The organism is Streptomyces sp. NBC_00335, from assembly GCF_036127095.1.
Lineage (GTDB): Bacteria > Actinomycetota > Actinomycetes > Streptomycetales > Streptomycetaceae > Streptomyces.
On the sequence record NZ_CP108006.1, the window covers coordinates 5367276 to 5385503 of the forward strand.

Genomic DNA, 18228 nt, shown 5'->3' on the forward strand with positions numbered 1-18228 from the left:
TCCGGACACCGAGCCGCGCCCCCCACCGCCGGGGGCGCGGCTCGACCCGTTCGGGGGCACCCGCGCTAGATTGGCCCGGTGCTCTCTCGCCTCACACGCCTGCCGCGTCCCGCCGCCCTCGCCGTCTGCGCCGTGCCCGTGCTCGCGCTGCTCGCCGTCGCGGCCCTCGCACCGCTGCCCTTCGTGATCGCGCAGCCGGGCCTCACGGCCGACGTGCTCGGCTCCCGTGACGGCAAGCAGGTCATCTCCATCACCGGGGCCCCCACCCGCGAGACCACCGGCCAGCTGCGGATGACCACGATCCAGGCCACCGGACCCTCCACCACCGTCACCCTCCCCGAGCTGGTCGGCGACTGGTTCGACACCGCCCGGGCGGTCATGCCCAGGGAGTCGGTGTACCCCTCGGGCGGAAGCGACAAGGAGATCGAGGAGCACAACCTGGAGGAGATGACCAAGTCGCAGTCGACGGCCTCCGCGGCCGCCCTCGGCTACCTCCACAAGGACCCCAATGACGTGAAGGTCGAGCTGAACCTCGCCGACGTCGGCGGTCCGAGCGCCGGACTGCTCTTCTCCCTCGGCATCGTCGACAAGCTCGACGGGAACGGCAGCGGCGGCGATCTCACCGGCGGCAGCACCATCGCCGGTACGGGCACCATCACCGCGGCCGGCGAAGTCGGCGCGGTCGGCGGCGTGGCCCTGAAGACCCAGGCCGCGCGGCGCGACGGGGCGAGCGTGTTCCTCGTACCGGCGGCGGAGTGCTCGGACGCCGAGTCCGAACTCCCCAAGGGGCTCCGGCTGGTCCCCGTCACCTCGCTGACGGATGCGGTGAACGCTCTGCGGGCTCTGCAGAAGGGCGAACCGGCTCCGTCCTGCTGAGCCGGGAGGCCGCCTCCATGCTCCGCCAGGAGGGGAACACCAGCGGCGAGAGCGTGACGAGGAAGTAGGTCCCGCCGAACACCAGCAGCGCCTTCGTCACCCCGAAGCCGTCGACCAGCAGCCCCGCGGCCAGCCCGCCCAGCGGCATCGTCAGCTCACAGCCGGCCGTGGTCACGCCGGCGACCCGGCTGCGCAGGGCGTCGGGCACCTTCTCCATCATCACGGTGGTCAGGATCGGGTTGAGCACGCCCGCGCCCAGCCCCGACAGGGCCATCGTCACCGCGAGCGGCAGCGGGGTGTCGGTGAAGGCGGCGACCACGTAGCGCGGGGCTCCGCACAGCAGGAACGCCGCGGCGAATACGGCCCTACGGGGGAACCGCTCGCCCCAGGCTCCGTAGAGCAGGGCGCCCAGCAGCGCGAACCCGCCGAAGAGGGCGATCATCAGTCCGAGCGCGGTGGGTCCGCCGAGGGCTTCGAGGCCGTGCACGGGCAGCAGGACCGAGGACCAGCCCTGGTCTATGCCGTTGGTCATCATCACCATCACCGTGATGCCCAGCAGCAGCCTGGCCCGGGTCAGGAACCGCCAGCCTTCGGCGAGTTCGGCCCGGTAGCCCGCCAACGACACCTTCCCGGCGGCGCGCTGCGGCTCGGCGGCCGGTATCCCGCGCAGGAACACGGCGACCAGCAGCGCGGAGGCGCCGAAGGTGGCCGCGTCGAGGAGCAGCACCGACCCGGCGCCGATCGTGGCGATCAGTACGCCGGCCAGTGCGGCCCCGATCATGCGGGCTCCGCGCGAGACGGCGTCGTAGAGGCTGGCGGCGCGGGCGATGGTGGTGCCGGCGTGCTCGGCGAGATGGGGGAGCAGGACGTAGCGCGCGGTCAGTCCGGGGGTGTGCACGAGGCCGCAGACGGCCATCAGTGCGCACAGCATCCAGAACTCCAGCAGCCCGGTGTGGTGCAGCAGCGGTATCGCGGCCACGGCCAGCCCGCAGATCAGGTCGGAGACGGCGGAGACCCGGCGGCGGCCGATCCGGTCGATGACCGGGCCCCCGACCAGGGCGGCGATCGCGACGGGCAGGGTGGCGCAGAAGGCGACGATCCCGGCCCGGCCGGCGCTGCCCGTGGTCTGGAGCACGAACCACGGCACTCCGATCAGGGTCAGCGAACTCCCGGCTATCGAGATGGTGTTGGCGAGCAGGACGGCGGTGAAGGGGACACGGCTCACGCGATGCCGCCGTGCGGGCGGGAGATCCGGGTGTTGCGGGTGATGCGTGCGTGCAGGTGCGCGGGCTGGATCAGGCGGATGCCGAGCGCGATCAGGGTCTCGCCGAGCTGGTTGCGCAGGGCGGGGGCGCGCAGGCGGGGAACGGGGGAGACCGGCGGCGCGGCCGCCCGCGCGCGGCGCCAGGCGGCGGCCTCGGCGGTGCGGGTGGCGTGGGTCTCGGCATGGATGTGGGCATGGCTGAAGGCGTGCACGGCAGGGCTCCTTCTGCGAAAGGGGTGGAGGCGCGGGCTACTTGGTGCGCACCGGGAAGGCGTGTGTGTGGACGCGGACCGTCTCCGTGCCTTCCGAGGGCGGCAGATCGCGGTAGCTGTTGATCAGGTCGTGCATTTTGAGGACCAGCTCGTGGCTCTGCTCGGGGGTCAGCTGCAGCGAGAAGTCGCTGAGCTCGGAACTCCGCCGCCACTCCAGTGACCAGGTGTGCGCCTCGCCCAGCCAGGAGGACAGCTCCTGTTCGTGGATCTTCACGATCTCCGCGAGGAAGACCTCCGCGGCACCGCGCGTGGCCGGGTCGGTGTCGTAGACCAGCGCCTCGTCGAAGATCGTGCCGTCCTGGGCCGGCCGCCACCAGCGCTCACGGCCCTTGCCGTGCTCGGGGGCGTCCTCGACGAACCCGTACGCGGCGAGCTGGCGCAGGTGGTAGCTGGTGGCCCCGCTCGATTCCCCGAGCCGCTCCGCCAGCTGCGAGGCGGTGGCCGGCCCGTGCAGGCGCAGGTCGCCCAGGAGGCGGATGCGCAGCGGATGGGCCAGGCCGCGCAGGGAGTGGGCGTCGAGCTTGCGGAGCTGGGGCTCCGGATTCTGGGAATCGGCGTTCTTCTCGGGCATGCCTCAACAGTAGAGTTGCAAAGAAGCCTATGCAAGGGTTTCTTTGCAACCACTTCTTTGCATCCCCGCTCCGGCGCTCACTCCTCCTTGATGAACCCCTCCGCCACCAGCCAGTCCTTGGCCACCTCGTGCGGATCCTGCCCGTCCACGTCGACCAGGGCGTTGAGCCGCTGCGCCGTCTCCGTCGTCAGCCGCTTCGACAGGGGGTCCAGCAGGCCCGCGATCTGCGGGTACTTCTCCAGCGTCTTCGCGTGCAGCTCCGGCGCCGCGTTGTAGTTGGGGAAGAAGTGCCGGTCGTCGGCGAGGGTGTCCAGGTCCATGGCCTTGATCCGGCCGTCCGTGGTGAAGGCCTCGCCCAGCAGGCAGGAATCGGACTTCGAGACCTGGGTGTAGATGATTCCGGCGTCCATCTTCATGACGTTGCCCGCCGGGATCTTCATCCCGTACGCCTTCTCCATCCCCGGCAGCCCGTCCTCCCGCGAGGCGAACTCGTTCTCCACGCAGACCGTCACCGCCTTGGGGTCGCGCTGCGACAGCGCCGCCACGTCCGACATGGTCTTCAGCCCGTACTTGGCGTTGTTCTTCTTGCTGATGGCGAGCGTGTAGGTGTTGTTGAGCGTGGAGGGCGGCAGCCAGGCCACGCCGTTCTTCACGTCCGCGTCCCGCACCGCCTCCCACTGCGCGTAGGGGTCCGTGATCGGCTCGTCGTTGCCGAGGTAGGTGATCCACGCCGTGCCCGTGTACTCGTACATGGCGTCCGCGTCGCCCTGGATGATCGCCTCGCGGGCGCTGATCGACCCGGGCAGGTTGGTGCGGTCCAGCACCTCCGCGCCGGCCGCCTTGAAGATCAGGCCGATCATCTGGCCGAGCACGATGTTCTCGCTGAAGTTCTTCGAGGTGACCGTGAGCGAGGCACCCTTGAGCGGCTGCCCCTGGCCCACCGAGCCGGGCAGGACGTCGTCCACCATCGGGGAACCGCTCTTGAGCCCGCAGCCCGCGAGCGCCAGCAGGGCCGCGCAGGCCGCCGATGCCGTCCGTACTGTCCTTGTGCCGAGCCTGTCCATCTACGCCTCCAGCCCGCGCGGGGTCAGGACCGTCTCGGCCAGGGAGGCCAGCCAGTCCACGAACAGCGCCAGCGCCACCGTCAGCACCGAGCCCAGCACCAGCACCGGCATCCGCTGGGTCTGGATCCCGGAGGTGATGAGGTCGCCCAGGCCCCCGCCGCCGCCGAAGGTGGCCAGGGTCGCGGTGCCGACGTTGAGGACGAGGGCCGTCCGTACGCCCGCCAGGATCAGCGGGACCGCCAGCGGCAGTTCCACCTTCATCAGCGTTCCCATGGCGGACATCCCGATCCCGCGCGAGGCCTCCACCAGCTGCGGGTCGATCCCGCGCAGCCCCGCGACGGTGTTGGACAGCACGGGCAGGACGGCGTAGGCGACCATGCCGATGATCGCCGTCGAGGGGCCGATGCCGAGCCAGATGACCAGCAGGGCCAGCAGGCCGATGGCCGGGGTGGCCTGGCCGATGTTGGCGACGGCGGTGACCAGCGGGGCCGCCCGGCGCAGGCCGCGGCGGGTGAGGGCGATGCCGAGCGGGATCGCGATGACCAGCACCCAGAAGGTGGAGATCGCGGTGAGCTGGACGTGCTGCCACAGCCGCAGCTCGACGTTGCCGTCCGCGAGGGAGTTCTCGGCGATCGTGTCGAGGGTGGCGTTGGTGATCCACAGGTACGTGGCCAGCAGCACCAGTGCCAGCACGATGGGCAGGGTCACCAGCCGGGCCCAGGTGAGCCGGCGCCCGGGGCGGGGCGGCGCGGTGGAGGTCATGACCTCCTCGGCGGGATCGGGCTCCTCCGGGTCGCGGAAGACGTGGCCCCCCAGCTCGTGCTCGCCGGGCGGGCGTTCGGGGGAGACGGGGTTGCGCGGGCTCATGAGCCCTCCGTACCGTCCCGGAGCCCCTCCAGGTCCCGCTCGACGCGGTGGTGGCGCAGCTCCTCCAGGTCGTGCGCGTGCTCGGCCGCCGTCAGCCGGTCGGCCTCCAGCATCTCGTGCACGGAGTTCATCAGGGTCTCCATGTCCACGACGCCGATGTACTCGCCGCGCCGCCCGGTGACGGCCACCCGGCCGCCGCTGTCGGTGAGTACGGCCTCCAGGGCGTCGTGCAGGGTCGCGTCGCGGGTCACGGTGTCGTGCACGAGCTGGCCGGCCCGGGCGAGGGAGCCCTTGGCGCGCATCAGGTCGCCGCGGCGCAGCCATTTGTACGGGCGGCCGCGCCGGTCCAGCATCAGGAGCTCGTTGCCCTGGCCGGCGCGCAGGGTGTTGAAGATCTGCTGGAGCGGGTCGTCCACGGACACGGTCGGGAACTCGGCGATCTCCACGTCCCGCACCCGGGTGAGGTTGAGCCGCTTGAGCGCCGCCCCGGCGCCGACGAACCCGGAGACGAAGTCGTCGGCGGGGTTGGTGAGGATGGCCTCGGGGGTGTCGAACTGGGCGATGTGCGAGCGTTCGCGCAGGACGGCGATCCGGTCGCCCAGCTTGATGGCCTCGTCGAAGTCGTGGGTGACGAAGACGATCGTCTTGTGCAGCTCGTGCTGGAGCCGGATCAGCTCGTCCTGGAGGTGGTCGCGGGTGATGGGGTCGACGGCGCCGAAGGGCTCGTCCATCAGCAGGACCGGCGGGTCGGCGGCGAGGGCCCGGGCCACGCCCACGCGCTGCTGCTGGCCGCCGGAGAGCTGGCGCGGGTAGCGGCCGTGGAACTCGCGCGGGTCCAGGCCGACCAGGTCGAGCATCTCCTCCACCCGGTCCTTCACGCGGGACTTGGACCAGCCGGTCATCTTCGGGACCAGGGCGATGTTCTCGGCGACCGTCATGTGCGGGAAGAGCCCGGAGGACTGGATCGCGTACCCGATCTTGCGGCGCAGTTTGACCGGGTCCATGTCGGTGACGTCCTCGTCGCCGATGCGGATCCGGCCCGAGGTGGGCTCGATCAGCCGGTTGATCATCTTGAGGGTGGTGGACTTCCCGCAGCCGGAGGGGCCGACGAACACCACCAGCTCGCCCGCCTTGATCTCCATCGAGACGTCGTCGACGGAGGGGTTGGGGTTGCCGGGGTAGCGCTTGGTGAGGTTCTCCAGCTGGATGGTGGCGCCGGAGGCGGAGGCGGAGGCCGGCCGGGTCTCGGTCGGCGGGGCCTCGGTCGGCAGCTTCTCGGACTTCGGGGCCTCGGACGTCGGTTCAGACACGGATTCCCCTCGGGATGGTGAGACGGCCGAGCAGCACGTACGCGGCGTCGAAGAGCAGGGCGAGGATGACGACGCCGAGGGTCCCCGCCAGGACCTGGTTGATGGCGTTGGCGCTGCCGAGCGAGGCGATCCCGCGGAAGATCTCGTTGCCCAGGCCCGGCCCGGAGGCGTAGGCGGCGATGGCCGCGATGCCCATCAGCATCTGCGTGGAGACCCGGATGCCGGTCAGGATCGGCGGCCAGGCGAGCGGCAGCTCCACCTTCAGCAGCTGGGCGCCGCGCGACATCCCGATGCCCTTGGCGGCATCGACCAGGGCCGGATCCACCCCGCGCAGCCCCACGATGGAGTTGCGGACGATGGGCAGCAGTCCGTACAGGGTCAGGGCGATCACGGTCGGCGCGACGCCGAGGCCGACGATCGGGATCAGCAGGCCGATCATGGCGAGCGAGGGGATGGTCAGCACCGTGGAGGTGGAGGTGACCGCGAGGTTCCCAGCCCAGCCGCTGCGGTAGGTCAGGACGCCGATGGCGACGCCGAGGGCGGTCGCGATCAGCATGCACTGGAAGACGGCGCTGGCGTGCTGGAAGGCGTCGGTGAGGAGCTGCTGGTGGCGGTTGGACAGGTAGGCCCAGAAACTCACGCCACGTCACCTCGTCCGTCGTTGCCGCAGGTCGGTCGGATCAGTCGTCCTCGGCCGCCTGTTCGACCAGGGGGATGATCCGCAAGGGTACGGGATTTTCCATGACAATCGCCGTCGAAGCCCTCACGATGCCATCAAAAGCGACAACTCGGTCGATCACCCGTTGAAGGTCCGCGTTGGACCGGGCCACGAGCCGGCACAGCATGTCCCCGTGCCCGGTCGTCGTGTGCAGTTCCAGCACCTCCGGAACCCCGTCCAAGTGCGCCCGTACGTCCGCGCCTTGCCCCTGCTTGATCTCCAGCGTGGCGAAGGCCGTCACCGGGTACCCCAGGGCCGCCGGATCCACCTGCGGACCGAACCCCCGGATGACTCCGTTCGACTGAAGCCGGTCCAGCCGGGCCTGCGCCGTACCGCGCGCCACGCCGAGCCGGCGCGAGACCTCCAGGACCCCGATCCGGGGCTCGCGGGCGAGCAGGACGATGAGCCTGCCGTCGAGCTCGTCGATTCCCATGGGTGCCTCCGGGGCGGTCGGTCGGTGGTCATAGTGCACAGATATCCCAGTCATGGTCGGCTGAGAGCGAGCAGTGTGTACAGCAGAAATGGAAACTATTGCGCATCTTGTGGAACGGCGGGACTCTGCCGTCATGACTGAGACCCAGCCGCTCGACACCGCACCGCCCACCGCCGCCAAGGCCGATCCCTTCCCGGTCAAGGGCATGGACGCGGTCGTCTTCGCCGTAGGCAACGCCAAGCAGGCCGCGCACTACTACTCGACCGCCTTCGGCATGAAGCTCGTCGCCTACTCCGGACCGGAGAACGGCACGCGCGAGACGGCCAGCTACGTCCTGACCAACGGCGGCGCGCGGTTCGTCCTCACCTCGGTCATCAAGGCCACCACCGACCGGGGCCGCTTCCTCGCCGAGCACGTCGCCGACCACGGCGACGGCGTCGTCGACCTGGCGATCGAGGTCCCCGACGTGAAGGCGGCCTACGCCTACGCCGTCGAGCACGGCGCGCGCGGTCTCGACGAGCCGTACGAGCTCACCGACGAGCACGGCACGGTGCGGCTGGCGGCGATCGCCACCTACGGCCAGACCCGCCACACCCTGGTCGAGCGCGGCGACTACACCGGCCCCTACCTGCCCGGCTTCGTCTCCGTCGCCCCGATGGTCGAGCCCCCGGCCAAGCGCACCTTCCAGGCCATCGACCACTGCGTGGGCAACGTCGAGCTCGGCCGGATGAACGAGTGGGTGGCGTTCTACAACAAGGTCATGGGCTTCACGAACATGAAGGAGTTCGTGGGCGACGACATCGCGACCGAGTACTCGGCGCTGATGTCGAAGGTCGTCGCGGACGGCACCCTGAAGGTGAAGTTCCCGATCAACGAGCCGGCGATCGCGAAGAAGAAGTCGCAGATCGACGAGTACCTGGAGTTCTACGGCGGCGCGGGCGTCCAGCACATCGCGCTGGCCACGAACGACATCGTCGGCACGGTGCGCGCGATGCGGGCCGCCGGCGTGACCTTCCTGGACACCCCGGACTCCTACTACGACACCCTCGGCGAGTGGGCGGGCGAGACCCGGGTCCCCGTCGAGACCCTGCGCGAGCTGAAGATCCTCGTCGACCGCGACGAGGACGGCTACCTGCTGCAGATCTTCACCAAGCCGGTCCAGGACCGCCCGACGGTCTTCTTCGAGATGATCGAGCGCCACGGGTCGATGGGCTTCGGCAAGGGCAACTTCAAGGCCCTGTTCGAGGCGATCGAGCGCGAGCAGGAGAAGCGCGGCAACCTGTAGATCGCGAAGTCCGGGCTCCCGGCCCGCACCGTGAACGCCGGCGGGGCTGGATCCATCCAGCCCCGCCGGCGTCTGAGGCAGGGGGTACCCCCTGCGGTAGCTGGGGGAGGGTCCGGGCGGAGCCCGGTTTCGGGAAGGGGCGGGGTGGGGGAGGCCCCGCGCAGCGGCTCCCCGCCCGGCCGCCTACGGCTTCGGCTTCGGCTTGGCAGCCGGCTTCGCCTTCGGGAGTTCCGGGGCCACCCACGGCTTGGTGGGCTGCATGTTCTCCGGGCCGCCCGCCGGGGGCTTGCCGATCGTCGCCAGGGCCTGCTTGGCCAGCGGGGCCCGCACCGGCGAGAACCGCGGGTTCGTCCGCAGGGCCTCCTCCAGGTGCCGCCGCGCCCCGGCCACGTCGCCCAGGCCGCGCTCGATCACCGCCCGGTGGTACGAGAACTCCGCGAGCCGCAGCCCCTGCTCCGTGGCCTTCTTCGCGTACTCCAGAGCCGCCGCGTCGTCGCCCGTCTTGTGCAGCGCCCAGCCCAGCGCGTCCGCCACCGGCAGGCTCTTGTGCCGGGCCCACTCCGCCGTGAGGCGCCGTACGGCCGCCGTCGGGTCGCCGTGGTCCGCCTCGAACCGGCCCAGGAGCAGCTCCTCGTTCACCCCGCTCCGGGCGGCCTGCGCCGCGATCCCGTCGTACACCGCCTTCGCCTCGTCGCCCCGCCCCAGCGACTCCAGCAGTTCGCCCAGCTCCAGCGACAGCGCCGGCACCGCGGCCCGCCCCAGCGCCAGCCGGTAGTCCCGTACGGCCTCCCCGCCCCGGCCCAGCGCCGCCAGCACCCGCGCCCGGCCGCCCAGCGCCTGCGCCTGCGCCGGATCGGTGCGCAGCGCGGCCTCGTACTGCTTCAGGGCCTCCGCGTCGTCGCCGCGCTCCCACGCCAGCTCCCCGAGCCGGAACAGCACGTACGCCTTCTCCGCAGGGGCCTTCGCCGCGCCTCCCGCGTGCTCCATGGACATGGTCGCGTCCTCGCGCCAGCCCCGGTCCCGGTACACCTGAGAGGCCTTCATGAAGGCCGCCAGCCCCGGACGCAGGTCCACCAGGCTCTCCATCGCCTTCTCCGCGGCCTTGTAGTCCCCGAGACCGCCGTACGCGTCCACGAGCACCGGGTACGCCGTCCACCGCTTCGGCGCTTGCGCCCGTACGAGCTCGCCCCACTTCTTGCCGGTCCCGAAGTCCCGCCGGGCGTTGGCCAGCGTGCCCATGCCCGTCATCGCGTCGAAGTTGCCCTTCTCGGCCGGACGCAGCTCCAGCGAGCGCTTCAGCGCGCCCTCCGCCTTCGGGTACCAGCCGGGATCGGCCGTCCGCCGCGCCTGCTCCAGGTACGCCGATCCCAGCACCGCCCACGAGGCCTCGTCGTCCGGGTGCTCCGCGACCCACTTCTCCCGGTCGAGGACCAGCGCCGACAGGTCCACCGCCGCCACCGGCGCACCCATGCCGACCGCCGCGCGGGCCCGCTCGCTGGGCCCCGGCGGGCGCGCGTCGTCGCCCGTGCGGGCCGGCCGGATCAGCAGGGCCCCGGCGATCAGGACGACCAGGGCCGCCGCCGCCACGAGCGTCTTGCGGCCGGTGAAGGTCACGGGCGGGGCAGCCTGCTGCTGCCTCTCCTGAGAGACGAATGCATCGCGCATAGGGTCCATGGAGTCACTGTGCGTCAATATGAAGAGCTCGCCGAGGTGTCCGAAGAGCGTCGCGGGCGTGTTCACACCGATGGCCCCGGGTGCCACGCTGGCCCCATGGCTGACACAGTTGACGAAGTTGATGGCGGGTCACGCGAGCTCCACGAGCTCGACGAGCTCCACGCGCTCCTCCTCGAAGGCCTCCCGCCCGAGGCACTGCTCACCGACCCCGGGGTGACCGCCTCCTACGCCACCGACATGGCCAGCTTCTGCGCCGCCGGCACCCCGGCCGCCGTGGTCCTGCCCCGGACCGTGGAACAGGTCCAGCACGTCCTGCGCACCGCCCACGCGCTGCGCGTACCCGTGGTTCCCCAGGGCGCCCGTACCGGTCTGTCGGGCGCGGCCAACGCCTCCGACGGCTGCATCGTGCTCTCCCTCGTGAAGATGGACCGGATCCTGGAGATCGACACCGTCGACCGGATCGCCGTCGTCGAACCGGGCGTCGTCAACGCCGTCCTCTCCCGCGCCGTCGCCGCGCGCGGACTGCACTACCCGCCGGACCCCTCCAGCTGGGAGCAGTGCACCATCGGCGGGAACATCGGCACCGCCGCCGGAGGTCTGTGCTGCGTCAAGTACGGGGTCACCGCCGAGTACGTGCTGGGCCTCGACGTGGTCCTCGCCGACGGAAGGCTCCTGCAGACCGGCCGGCGCACCGCCAAGGGCGTCGCGGGGTACGACCTCACCCGCCTGTTCGTCGGCTCCGAAGGCAGCCTCGGCGTCGTCGTCCGGGCCGTCCTCGCGCTGCGCCCGGCCCCGCCCCGCCAGCTCGCCCTCGCCGCCGAGTTCCCCTCCGCCGCGGCCGCCTGCGAAGCCGTCTGCGCGATCATGGAGGCCGGTCTGACGCCCTCGCTGCTGGAACTGATGGACCGTACGACCGTCCGCGCCGTCAACGCGCTCGGCAAGATGGGCCTGCCCGAAACCACCGAGGCCCTGCTGCTCGCCGCCTTCGACACCCCGCACGCGCCCGAGGACCTGGCCGCCGTGGGCGCCCTGTGCACCGCCGCCGGAGCGAGCGCCGTCGTACCGGCCGAGGACGCGGCCGAGTCCGAACTGCTGCTCCAGGCGCGCCGGATGGCCCTGCCCGCCCTGGAGGCCCTGCGGCCCGCGACGATGATCGACGACGTGTGCGTACCGCGCACCCGGCTCGCCGAGATGCTGGACGGGACCGCGGCCATCGCCCGTGCGCACGACCTGCTCATCGGGGTCTGCGCGCACGCGGGCGACGGGAACACCCACCCCATCGTCTGCTTCGACCCCGCCGACGAGGACGAGACCCGGCGGGCCCGCGCGTCCTTCGAGGAGATCATGGCGCTGGGCCTCGAACTGGGCGGCACCATCACGGGCGAGCACGGGGTCGGCGTCCTGAAGAAGGAGTGGCTCGCCCGCGAACTCGGCCCGGTGGGACTGGAGATGCAGCGCGCCGTCAAGCACGCCTTCGACCCGGAGGGACTGCTCAACCCGGGCAAGCTCTTCTGAGCCGCGGCTCCTCGTCGAGCCACGGCCCTTCGTCGAGGCACGGCTCCCCGCCGAGTCACAGCTCCCCGTCCGCCGACTCGTCCGACGGCCACGGGTCGCGCATCCACAGCTCGTCGGCCGGCGTCGGGGCCAGCAGCTCGGCCAGCGCCGCGTCCAGGCCGAGCCGGTCGGCCTCGGTGCCGGGCGGCACGATCCGCAGGGTCCGCTCCAGCCAGGCCGACACCGACACGGCGGGAGCCTCCAGCAGGGCGTCGCCGTCGGGGGAGCTGAGCGCCATGCACAGGACGGCCTGCTGGCCGACCTTCGTGGGCCAGATCCGCACGTCGCCGTGGCCGCACGGGCGGAACACCCCCTCGACCAGCAGCTCGCGGGCGAAGGTCCAGTTGACCGGGGTGCTGGAGCCGGTGTGGAAGGTGATGTGCACGGCGTACGGGTCGTCCGTCAGGTACAGCAGCCGGGCGGGGACGGGGACGCTGCGCTCGGGGGACAGGACCAGCTTCAGTTCCAGCTCGCGCTCGACGACGGGGTGCTGCATGGCGGCCTCACTTCGGTACGGGTGCGTGTTCGGGTGCTGCGCGGGGCCGGACAACCGGCCCACACCCGCAGAGAGCGCCGAAGTGCCCGGGTATGACGCGACTTCGCGAGGCGCATCGAGGATTGGCCGAAATCAATCGGCTGACCGAAAGCTTCCGTACAGGGCTGTGTTCGTCTGCGTTCGCCCGATCGCTTGGATTCTCCCGTTACCGGACCTGCCGGGGGGCGGTTCTTGGCTATGGTCCACCCCTGCAAGAAGCCTCAAGCCACGATCGGAGTTGGGGACATTGACGGCCTCCCCTGGTGACGGCGAGCACGCGGCCCGCGAGGGCTACTACCCAGATCCGTCCATCCCCGGGTACGTCAGGTTCTGGAACGGCCTGAACTGGGTTCCCGGTACGAGCCGCCCCGCGGCCCCTGCCGACGAGACGGGTCCCGTGTTCCTCGACCAGACGGGTGTGAGCGAGGCGCTGCGCGAGCCGGAGCGATGGCCGCGGCCCGAGCCTGCCCCCCGGCCGGCCGCCGACTCCTGGCCGGAGCCCGCCGCACCGCGGCCGCAGCCCGCCCCCCGCGCGGAGTCCGGGGCGTGGCCCGAGCCCGCTCCCCGGCAGGAGCCCGAGCCCTGGCCGGAGCCCGCTGCCCGGGCGGAGACCGGGCGCGGGGAGCAGCCCGGTGCGGACCCCGAGCCCGCGGGATGGCAGGTCGACCCGCTCCACCAGGCCGGGTTCGGCGGGCCGCGCGACCACCGGGTGTCCTGGGGCCACGAGGAGGCCGCAGCCGCCCGCCCCGGCGGGATCTCCCTGGCCCGCCCGCCGGTACCGGCCCCCGCGCAGGCCCCCGCCTCCAGCCCGGCCCCCGCCGCCGTCCCGGCCCCGGCGGGCGTGTCCGCCGCCCTGCCCGCGCAGGCGTCCGCTTCCGCCGCCCCGGGCGGCCTCGGGATCCTCTCGGCGCCCTCGCCCGTTCCGGCGGCCCCCGCGCCCGCCCCCGCCGCCGCCCCCGACCCCGTGTGGCCCGCCGCCCCGGGTGCGCCGGGCTCGGACCCGGAGCCGGTGGGGCGCGTGCGGCCCGCGCGGCGCCCGGCCCCGGCCCCGGCCCCGGCCGCCGCGGCGGAGCCCGCCCGGCGCCCGGCCCCCGTAGAGCCGGCGGACCGTGCGGAGCGGGCCGAGGCCGCAGCGGCCCCCGCACCGCGTCCCGCCAGGACCGGACGCGCGGTGTTCGAGCGGATGGCGGAGCGGGCCGTGCGCCCCGCCGGGCTCGTGCGCCGCGCGACGGCCCGGCTGCTGGACTCCCTCGTGTACGCCGCCGTCGCGACCGGGGTGGCGCTGCCCCTCGTACCCGCGGCGACCGCGCACCTCCAGGCCAAGGTGGACGCCGCCCGGGCGGGCGGCCGCACCACCACCGTGTGGCTGCTCGACGGGACCATCGCGGGCTCACTGGGCCTCGTCCTGGGCGCCGTCCTCCTCTTCGGCGTCTTCTACGAAGCCCTGCCCACCGCCCGTTGGGGCCGCACCCCCGGCAAGAAGCTGCTCGGCGTACGGGTCCTCGCCACCGCCACGCTGCGCCCGCCCCGCTTCGGCGCCGCGCTGCGCCGCTGGCTCGTGTACGCCTTCCTGGGCCTCCCGGGGGCCCTGTGGGCCCTCGGGGACCGCCAGCGCCGCCGGACCCTCCACGACCGCGCGGCAAGGACGTACGTGGCCCGCTAGGGCCCTCGCGCGCCCGCTCGTCCCCCGAATGGACGCGTCCCCGTTGCGGGCCGCTGCGCGCCGGGTTCGACTCGGGCCATGAGCACCGACCAGCCGCCGCCGGGCCAGCCGCCCGAGGACGACCCGTTCCTCAAGAAGCCCCAGGAACCGACGCCTCCGCCGTCGGGTGGTTCGCCGTACGGCTCACCGCCCGCCGGCGCCGGCGGAGGCTTCCCGCCGCCCCCGCCCGGAGGCGGAGGGGGCTATCCTCCGCCGCCCCCGCCCGGGGGAGGGGGCTATCCGCCCCCTCCGCCCCCGTACGGAGGCCCCGGCGGCGGTGACCCGTACGGCGGGGGTGGCGGCTACGGCATGCCCGACCCGCTCGCCGGGATGCCGCCGCTCGCCGACTTCGGCAAGCGGCTCGTCGCCCGCGTCATCGACCTGCTGATCATCGCCGTGCCGCTGTTCGTCATCCAGCTGTTCGCCGGTGACCGCAACCGCTACACGGTCGACACGAACCAGGGCGAGGACGTCACCGAGGTCATCACCAAGTCCTACAGCGGCAGCGGTCTGGTCATGACGCTGATCTCGATCGTCGCGTACGTGGGCTACGACTGGTGGTTCGTCAAGAAGAACGGCCAGACCCTGGGCAAGAAGTGGATGGGCCTGCGCGTCGCGATGCTCAACGACGGCAGCGTCCCGCAGTCCAACGCCGCCCTCAGCCGGTCGGCCGTGCTCTGGCTGCCGACGCTGATCTGCTGCTTCTGCCTGTGGCCGATCGCGCTCGTCATCTCGATGCTCGTCGACAAGCCCTACAAGCAGGGTCTGCACGACAAGGTGGCCAAGACCGTGGTGGTCCAGGCCTCCTAGAGGGCCACCCAGAGGTACGCAGTCCGAGTGCGCGGGCGGTCTCCCCACGGGGGAGGCCGCCCGCGCCGCGCTGTGCGCCGTGTCGGCGGGGTCGGGTCAGTGGTGCACCGGATGCTCGACGGGCGCGGGGGCCGGGGCGGAGGCCGCCACGTCCCGCGGCACGGTGTCGGGAGCCGCCGGGTACGCGGCGGCGGTCCTCGTACGGGTCGCCGCGTGCCGTCCGCGCCGGCGCGGGAGCGGCACGGTGAGGGCGACGAGGAGCCCGAGGGCGAGGGCGGCGGCGGAGATGACCGCGACGCCGAGTCCCGTACTCGTCTGCGAGAGCAGCAGCATGGCGATCGTCGACACGATGACGGTGGCGGACCCGTAGGCGAGCTGTGCGGCAGTCGGACGCGGCATGGCGATATCCGTCCTCGAAGCGGGAGGGGGAGTCGGCTCGGACCAGGTCTGGCGCCGAGTGACTCTACGACGGTGGATGCCCGAGCGGAACTGTCGGTAAGCGCGACCTCACCCATGCGACGGGAAGCAGCGGAGCACGGGGGGCGCACGGGGAGCACCCGAGGGGTCCGGGGGCAGGGAGGGGCGGAGGGGACGGGTGCGGTCCGAGCCGGGCCAGAAGTACCGTTCGTCCCCTATGGCCGCGGAACGTCCGAATAGCGGAACTCGGTGACCGCATAGTGCAGTTGTAAGGAACAAGTCAAGGTCTGTCTTTTCTTGCGACTCTCCGGTCAAATGTCGTCACTTGAGACGCGCGCCGCACGGAACCCCCCACTCCTACGGAGAAGTTCCGCACCACCTTCGCGGCCGCGGGAGGGGAACGACATCAAGTGACCAGCAACTCGGCCAGAAGACGAGCGCTGCGCGCCGCCGCAATCGGCGTGACCCTGGCAGCGACGGCGGCCACCGGCGCCGCCTTCACGATGGCCCAGGCAGACCCGGGTGCGAAGGTGTCTGCCGCCGAACGCCAGGACCCGACCGCTCCCTCGAAGGAGCAGGTCGACCACGACCTGAAGGGCCCGTTCAGCGAGCAGCAGGAGCAGGCCAGGAAGGCTGCCCTGGAGCAGGTACTGAGCGGCAAGAAGAGCGTCGAGCAGCGGGGCGCCTCCAAGGTCGTCAAGCTCGACGACAAGAAGTACGTCGAGCTCGGCCGCGAGAAGACCGACAAGATCTTCACGATCCTCGTCGACTTCGGCGACCAGGTGGACAGCACCACCATGTTCGACCCGGACGGCCCCGGTCCCAAGCCGGCCGTGCCCAAGTACGGCGGCAACCCGGGCCCGATGCACAACCAGATCGCCCAGCCCGACCGTGCGACGAACAACAGCACGGCCTGGCGCAAGGACTTCAACCGCGCGTACTTCCAGGACCTGTACTTCGGTACCGGCACCGGCAAGAACTCGCTGAAGACCTACTACGAGAAGACCTCCTCGGGCCGTTACTCGGTCGAGGGCGAGGTCGCCGACTGGGTCAAGGTCCCGTACAACGAGGCCCGTTACGGCTCGAACTACTGCGGCTCCAGCAACTGCTCCAACGTCTGGGACACCGTCAAGGACGGCGTGACCGCCTGGGCCGAGGGCCAGAAGAAGGCCGGCAAGACCGACGCCCAGATCAAGGCGCAGCTCGCCCAGTACGACCTCTGGGACCGCTACGACTTCGACGGCGACGGCAACTTCAACGAGGCCGACGGCTACATCGACCACTTCCAGATCGTCCACGCGGGCGAGGACGAGTCGGCCGGCGGCGGCGTGCAGGGCACCAACGCCCTGTGGGCGCACCGCTGGTACGCCTACGGCACCGAGGCCGGCAAGAACGGCCCGGCCAACAACAAGGCCGGCGGCACCCAGATCGGCAACACCGGCATCTGGGTCGGCGACTACACGATGCAGCCCGAGAACGGCGGCCTCGGCGTCTTCGCGCACGAGTACGGCCACGACCTGGGCCTGCCCGACCTCTACGACACCTCCGGTGGCGGCGAGAACTCGGTCGGCTTCTGGTCCCTGATGTCGGCCGGCTCCTGGCTCGGCACCGGCAAGGACTCCATAGGCGACCTCCCGGGCGACATGACCGCCTGGGACAAGTTCCAGCTGGGCTGGCTGAACTACGACGTGGCCAAGGCCGCGACGAAGTCCACCCACAAGCTGGGCGTCTCCGCCTACAACACCAAGGACAAGCAGGCGCTCCTCGTCGAGCTGCCGAAGAAGAAGGTCACCACCGAGATCGTCGCTCCCGCCGAGGGTTCCTCGCAGTGGTGGAGCAACATGGGTGACGACCTCAAGAACACCCTCACCCGCTCGGTCGACCTGACCGGCAAGTCCTCCGCGGCCCTGTCCCTCAAGGGCTGGTGGGACATCGAGGCGGAGTACGACTTCCTGTACACCGAGGTTTCCACCGACGGTGGCGCCACCTGGACCGCGCTCGCCGGCACCGCCGACGGCGTGGACATCCCGGTCGACGCCTCCAACAGCCCGTCGCTCACCGGCGTCTCGGGCAGCTGGAAGAACCTGAACTACTCGCTGAACGCCTACGCGGGCAAGAAGGTCGACCTCCGCTTCCGCTACCAGACGGACGGCGGCGCGGGCGGCAAGGGCTTCACGGGCGACGCGCTCAGCATCACGGCGGACGGCGCCACGCTGTTCACCGACGGTGCCGAGAACGGCGACAACGGCTGGACCGGCAAGGGCTTCTCCCGCGTCGGCGCCGGCTTCACCCAGGAGTACGCCCAGTACTACCTGGCCGAGAACCGCCGCTACGTCTCGTTCGACAAGACCCTCAAGGTCGGTCCGTACAACTTCGGCTTCGCCAACAGCAAGCCGAACTGGGTCGAGCACTACGCCTACCAGGACGGCCTCCTGATCTGGCAGTGGGACACCTCCCAGAAGGACAACAACACCAGCCAGCACCCCGGCTCCGGTCTGATCCTTCCGATCGACGCCAACGCCAAGCCGATGAAGTGGTCGGACGGCACCCTGCTGCGCAACAAGATCCAGCCGTACGACGCCGCCTTCAGCGCGTACAAGACGGATGCGATCACCCTGCACAAGAACGGTCAGGAGCTCTTCCTGAAGCCGAAGGCCGCGCAGCTGGTCTTCGACGACCACAAGGGCAAGTACTACTACGACGAGAACCCGACCGGCTCGGTGAAGGTCACTGACACCAACACCAAGATCAAGATCGTGAAGGAGACCTACGACGGTCTCGTCATGACGGTCGAGGTCGGCCCCTCCGTTAAGTAATTCAGTAAAACCGCAGGTCAAAGCATGATCGGCCGTCGCCCTCTAGCGGGCGGCGGCCGA

General features: G+C 71.4%; 17 protein-coding genes. 6 read left to right on the forward strand and 11 right to left on the reverse strand.

The annotated features are described in order from the left end of the window. The first annotated feature begins 78 nt into the window (after positions 1–78). On the forward strand, positions 79–876 hold the full coding sequence (locus OHA37_RS24115) for a S16 family serine protease (protein ID WP_266908399.1): 798 nt from the start codon (positions 79–81) through the stop codon (positions 874–876). Here the strand turns inward: OHA37_RS24115 and OHA37_RS24120 are convergent. From OHA37_RS24120 to OHA37_RS24155, 8 genes are all read right to left on the reverse strand, one after another. Further along, positions 806–2101, reverse strand: a complete 1296-nt coding sequence (locus OHA37_RS24120) for an MFS transporter (RefSeq protein WP_266908401.1) — start codon at positions 2099–2101, stop codon at positions 806–808. The genes OHA37_RS24115 and OHA37_RS24120 overlap by 71 nt on opposite strands. Beyond that, positions 2098–2352, reverse strand: coding sequence for a hypothetical protein (locus OHA37_RS24125; RefSeq protein WP_266908403.1), 255 nt, complete (start codon positions 2350–2352; stop codon positions 2098–2100). The genes OHA37_RS24120 and OHA37_RS24125 overlap by 4 nt, the downstream gene beginning before the upstream one ends. 37 nt (positions 2353–2389) lie before the next feature. Further along, positions 2390–2983 (reverse strand): ArsR/SmtB family transcription factor, encoded by a 594-nt coding sequence (locus OHA37_RS24130; RefSeq protein ID WP_266908405.1) that lies wholly within the window; start codon positions 2981–2983, stop codon positions 2390–2392. A gap of 77 nt (positions 2984–3060) precedes the next feature. Beyond that, positions 3061–4047 (reverse strand): glycine betaine ABC transporter substrate-binding protein, encoded by a 987-nt coding sequence (locus OHA37_RS24135; RefSeq protein ID WP_266908407.1) that lies wholly within the window; start codon positions 4045–4047, stop codon positions 3061–3063. Then, a complete protein-coding gene (locus tag OHA37_RS24140; RefSeq protein WP_266908409.1) occupies positions 4048–4914 on the reverse strand; it encodes an ABC transporter permease in 867 nt (288 codons plus the stop codon). It abuts the gene before it with no gap. Beyond that, on the reverse strand, positions 4911–6185 hold the full coding sequence (locus OHA37_RS24145; RefSeq protein WP_266913054.1) for a betaine/proline/choline family ABC transporter ATP-binding protein: 1275 nt from the start codon (positions 6183–6185) through the stop codon (positions 4911–4913). The genes OHA37_RS24140 and OHA37_RS24145 overlap by 4 nt, the downstream gene beginning before the upstream one ends. Positions 6186–6216: 31 nt before the next feature. After that, positions 6217–6864 carry an ABC transporter permease gene (locus OHA37_RS24150; protein ID WP_266908411.1) on the reverse strand — a complete coding sequence of 216 codons (648 nt, stop codon included), beginning with the start codon at positions 6862–6864 and terminating at the stop codon, positions 6217–6219. Positions 6865–6904: 40 nt separating this feature from the next. Next, positions 6905–7375 carry an Lrp/AsnC family transcriptional regulator gene (locus OHA37_RS24155; RefSeq protein ID WP_112448141.1) on the reverse strand — a complete coding sequence of 157 codons (471 nt, stop codon included), beginning with the start codon at positions 7373–7375 and terminating at the stop codon, positions 6905–6907. A 133-nt stretch (positions 7376–7508) separates the two neighbouring features. Here OHA37_RS24155 and hppD point away from each other — a divergent pair, with 133 nt between their 5' ends. Further along, positions 7509–8660, forward strand: coding sequence for a 4-hydroxyphenylpyruvate dioxygenase (hppD, locus tag OHA37_RS24160; protein WP_266908414.1), 1152 nt, complete (start codon positions 7509–7511; stop codon positions 8658–8660). 183 nt (positions 8661–8843) lie between these two features. Here hppD and OHA37_RS24165 read toward each other — a convergent pair whose 3' ends face one another. Then, on the reverse strand, positions 8844–10325 hold the full coding sequence (locus OHA37_RS24165) for a tetratricopeptide repeat protein (protein WP_266908416.1): 1482 nt from the start codon (positions 10323–10325) through the stop codon (positions 8844–8846). A 105-nt stretch (positions 10326–10430) separates the two neighbouring features. On the opposite strand from OHA37_RS24165, the gene OHA37_RS24170 reads away from it, so the two are divergent. Next, positions 10431–11849, forward strand: a complete 1419-nt coding sequence (locus OHA37_RS24170) for an FAD-binding oxidoreductase (protein WP_266908418.1) — start codon at positions 10431–10433, stop codon at positions 11847–11849. Positions 11850–11904: 55 nt separating this feature from the next. Here the strand turns inward: OHA37_RS24170 and OHA37_RS24175 are convergent, their stop codons facing one another. Further along, on the reverse strand, positions 11905–12384 hold the full coding sequence (locus OHA37_RS24175) for an SsgA family sporulation/cell division regulator (protein ID WP_266908420.1): 480 nt from the start codon (positions 12382–12384) through the stop codon (positions 11905–11907). Between the two features lie 286 nt (positions 12385–12670). Between OHA37_RS24175 and OHA37_RS24180 the strand changes: the two genes are divergently transcribed. Both OHA37_RS24180 and OHA37_RS24185 read left to right on the forward strand, forming a co-directional pair. Beyond that, positions 12671–14086: an RDD family protein gene (locus OHA37_RS24180; RefSeq protein WP_266908422.1), complete on the forward strand. Its 1416-nt coding sequence runs from the start codon at positions 12671–12673 to the stop codon at positions 14084–14086. A gap of 78 nt (positions 14087–14164) precedes the next feature. Then, entirely contained in the window at positions 14165–14935 is a 771-nt protein-coding gene (locus tag OHA37_RS24185) for an RDD family protein (protein WP_266908424.1), read from the forward strand. A 96-nt stretch (positions 14936–15031) separates the two neighbouring features. Here the strand turns inward: OHA37_RS24185 and OHA37_RS24190 are convergent, their stop codons facing one another. Next, entirely contained in the window at positions 15032–15334 is a 303-nt protein-coding gene (locus OHA37_RS24190) for a hypothetical protein (RefSeq protein ID WP_266908426.1), read from the reverse strand. 428 nt (positions 15335–15762) lie between these two features. On the opposite strand from OHA37_RS24190, the gene OHA37_RS24195 reads away from it, so the two are divergent. Continuing rightward, entirely contained in the window at positions 15763–18168 is a 2406-nt protein-coding gene (locus OHA37_RS24195) for an immune inhibitor A domain-containing protein (protein ID WP_266908429.1), read from the forward strand. Positions 18169–18228 lie beyond the last annotated feature (60 nt).

Coding starts and splice junctions, on each gene's coding strand:
- OHA37_RS24130 (WP_266908405.1), bottom strand. CDS start 2,983: ATGCCCGAGAAGAACGCCGATTCCCAGAATCCGGAGCCCCAGCTCCGC.
- OHA37_RS24135 (WP_266908407.1), bottom strand. CDS start 4,047: ATGGACAGGCTCGGCACAAGGACAGTACGGACGGCATCGGCGGCCTGC.
- OHA37_RS24140 (WP_266908409.1), bottom strand. CDS start 4,914: ATGAGCCCGCGCAACCCCGTCTCCCCCGAACGCCCGCCCGGCGAGCAC.
- OHA37_RS24155 (WP_112448141.1), bottom strand. CDS start 7,375: ATGGGAATCGACGAGCTCGACGGCAGGCTCATCGTCCTGCTCGCCCGC.
- hppD (WP_266908414.1), top strand. CDS start 7,509: ATGACTGAGACCCAGCCGCTCGACACCGCACCGCCCACCGCCGCCAAG.
- OHA37_RS24165 (WP_266908416.1), bottom strand. CDS start 10,325: ATGCGCGATGCATTCGTCTCTCAGGAGAGGCAGCAGCAGGCTGCCCCG.
- OHA37_RS24170 (WP_266908418.1), top strand. CDS start 10,431: ATGGCTGACACAGTTGACGAAGTTGATGGCGGGTCACGCGAGCTCCAC.
- OHA37_RS24175 (WP_266908420.1), bottom strand. CDS start 12,384: ATGCAGCACCCCGTCGTCGAGCGCGAGCTGGAACTGAAGCTGGTCCTG.
- OHA37_RS24185 (WP_266908424.1), top strand. CDS start 14,165: ATGAGCACCGACCAGCCGCCGCCGGGCCAGCCGCCCGAGGACGACCCG.
- OHA37_RS24190 (WP_266908426.1), bottom strand. CDS start 15,334: ATGCCGCGTCCGACTGCCGCACAGCTCGCCTACGGGTCCGCCACCGTC.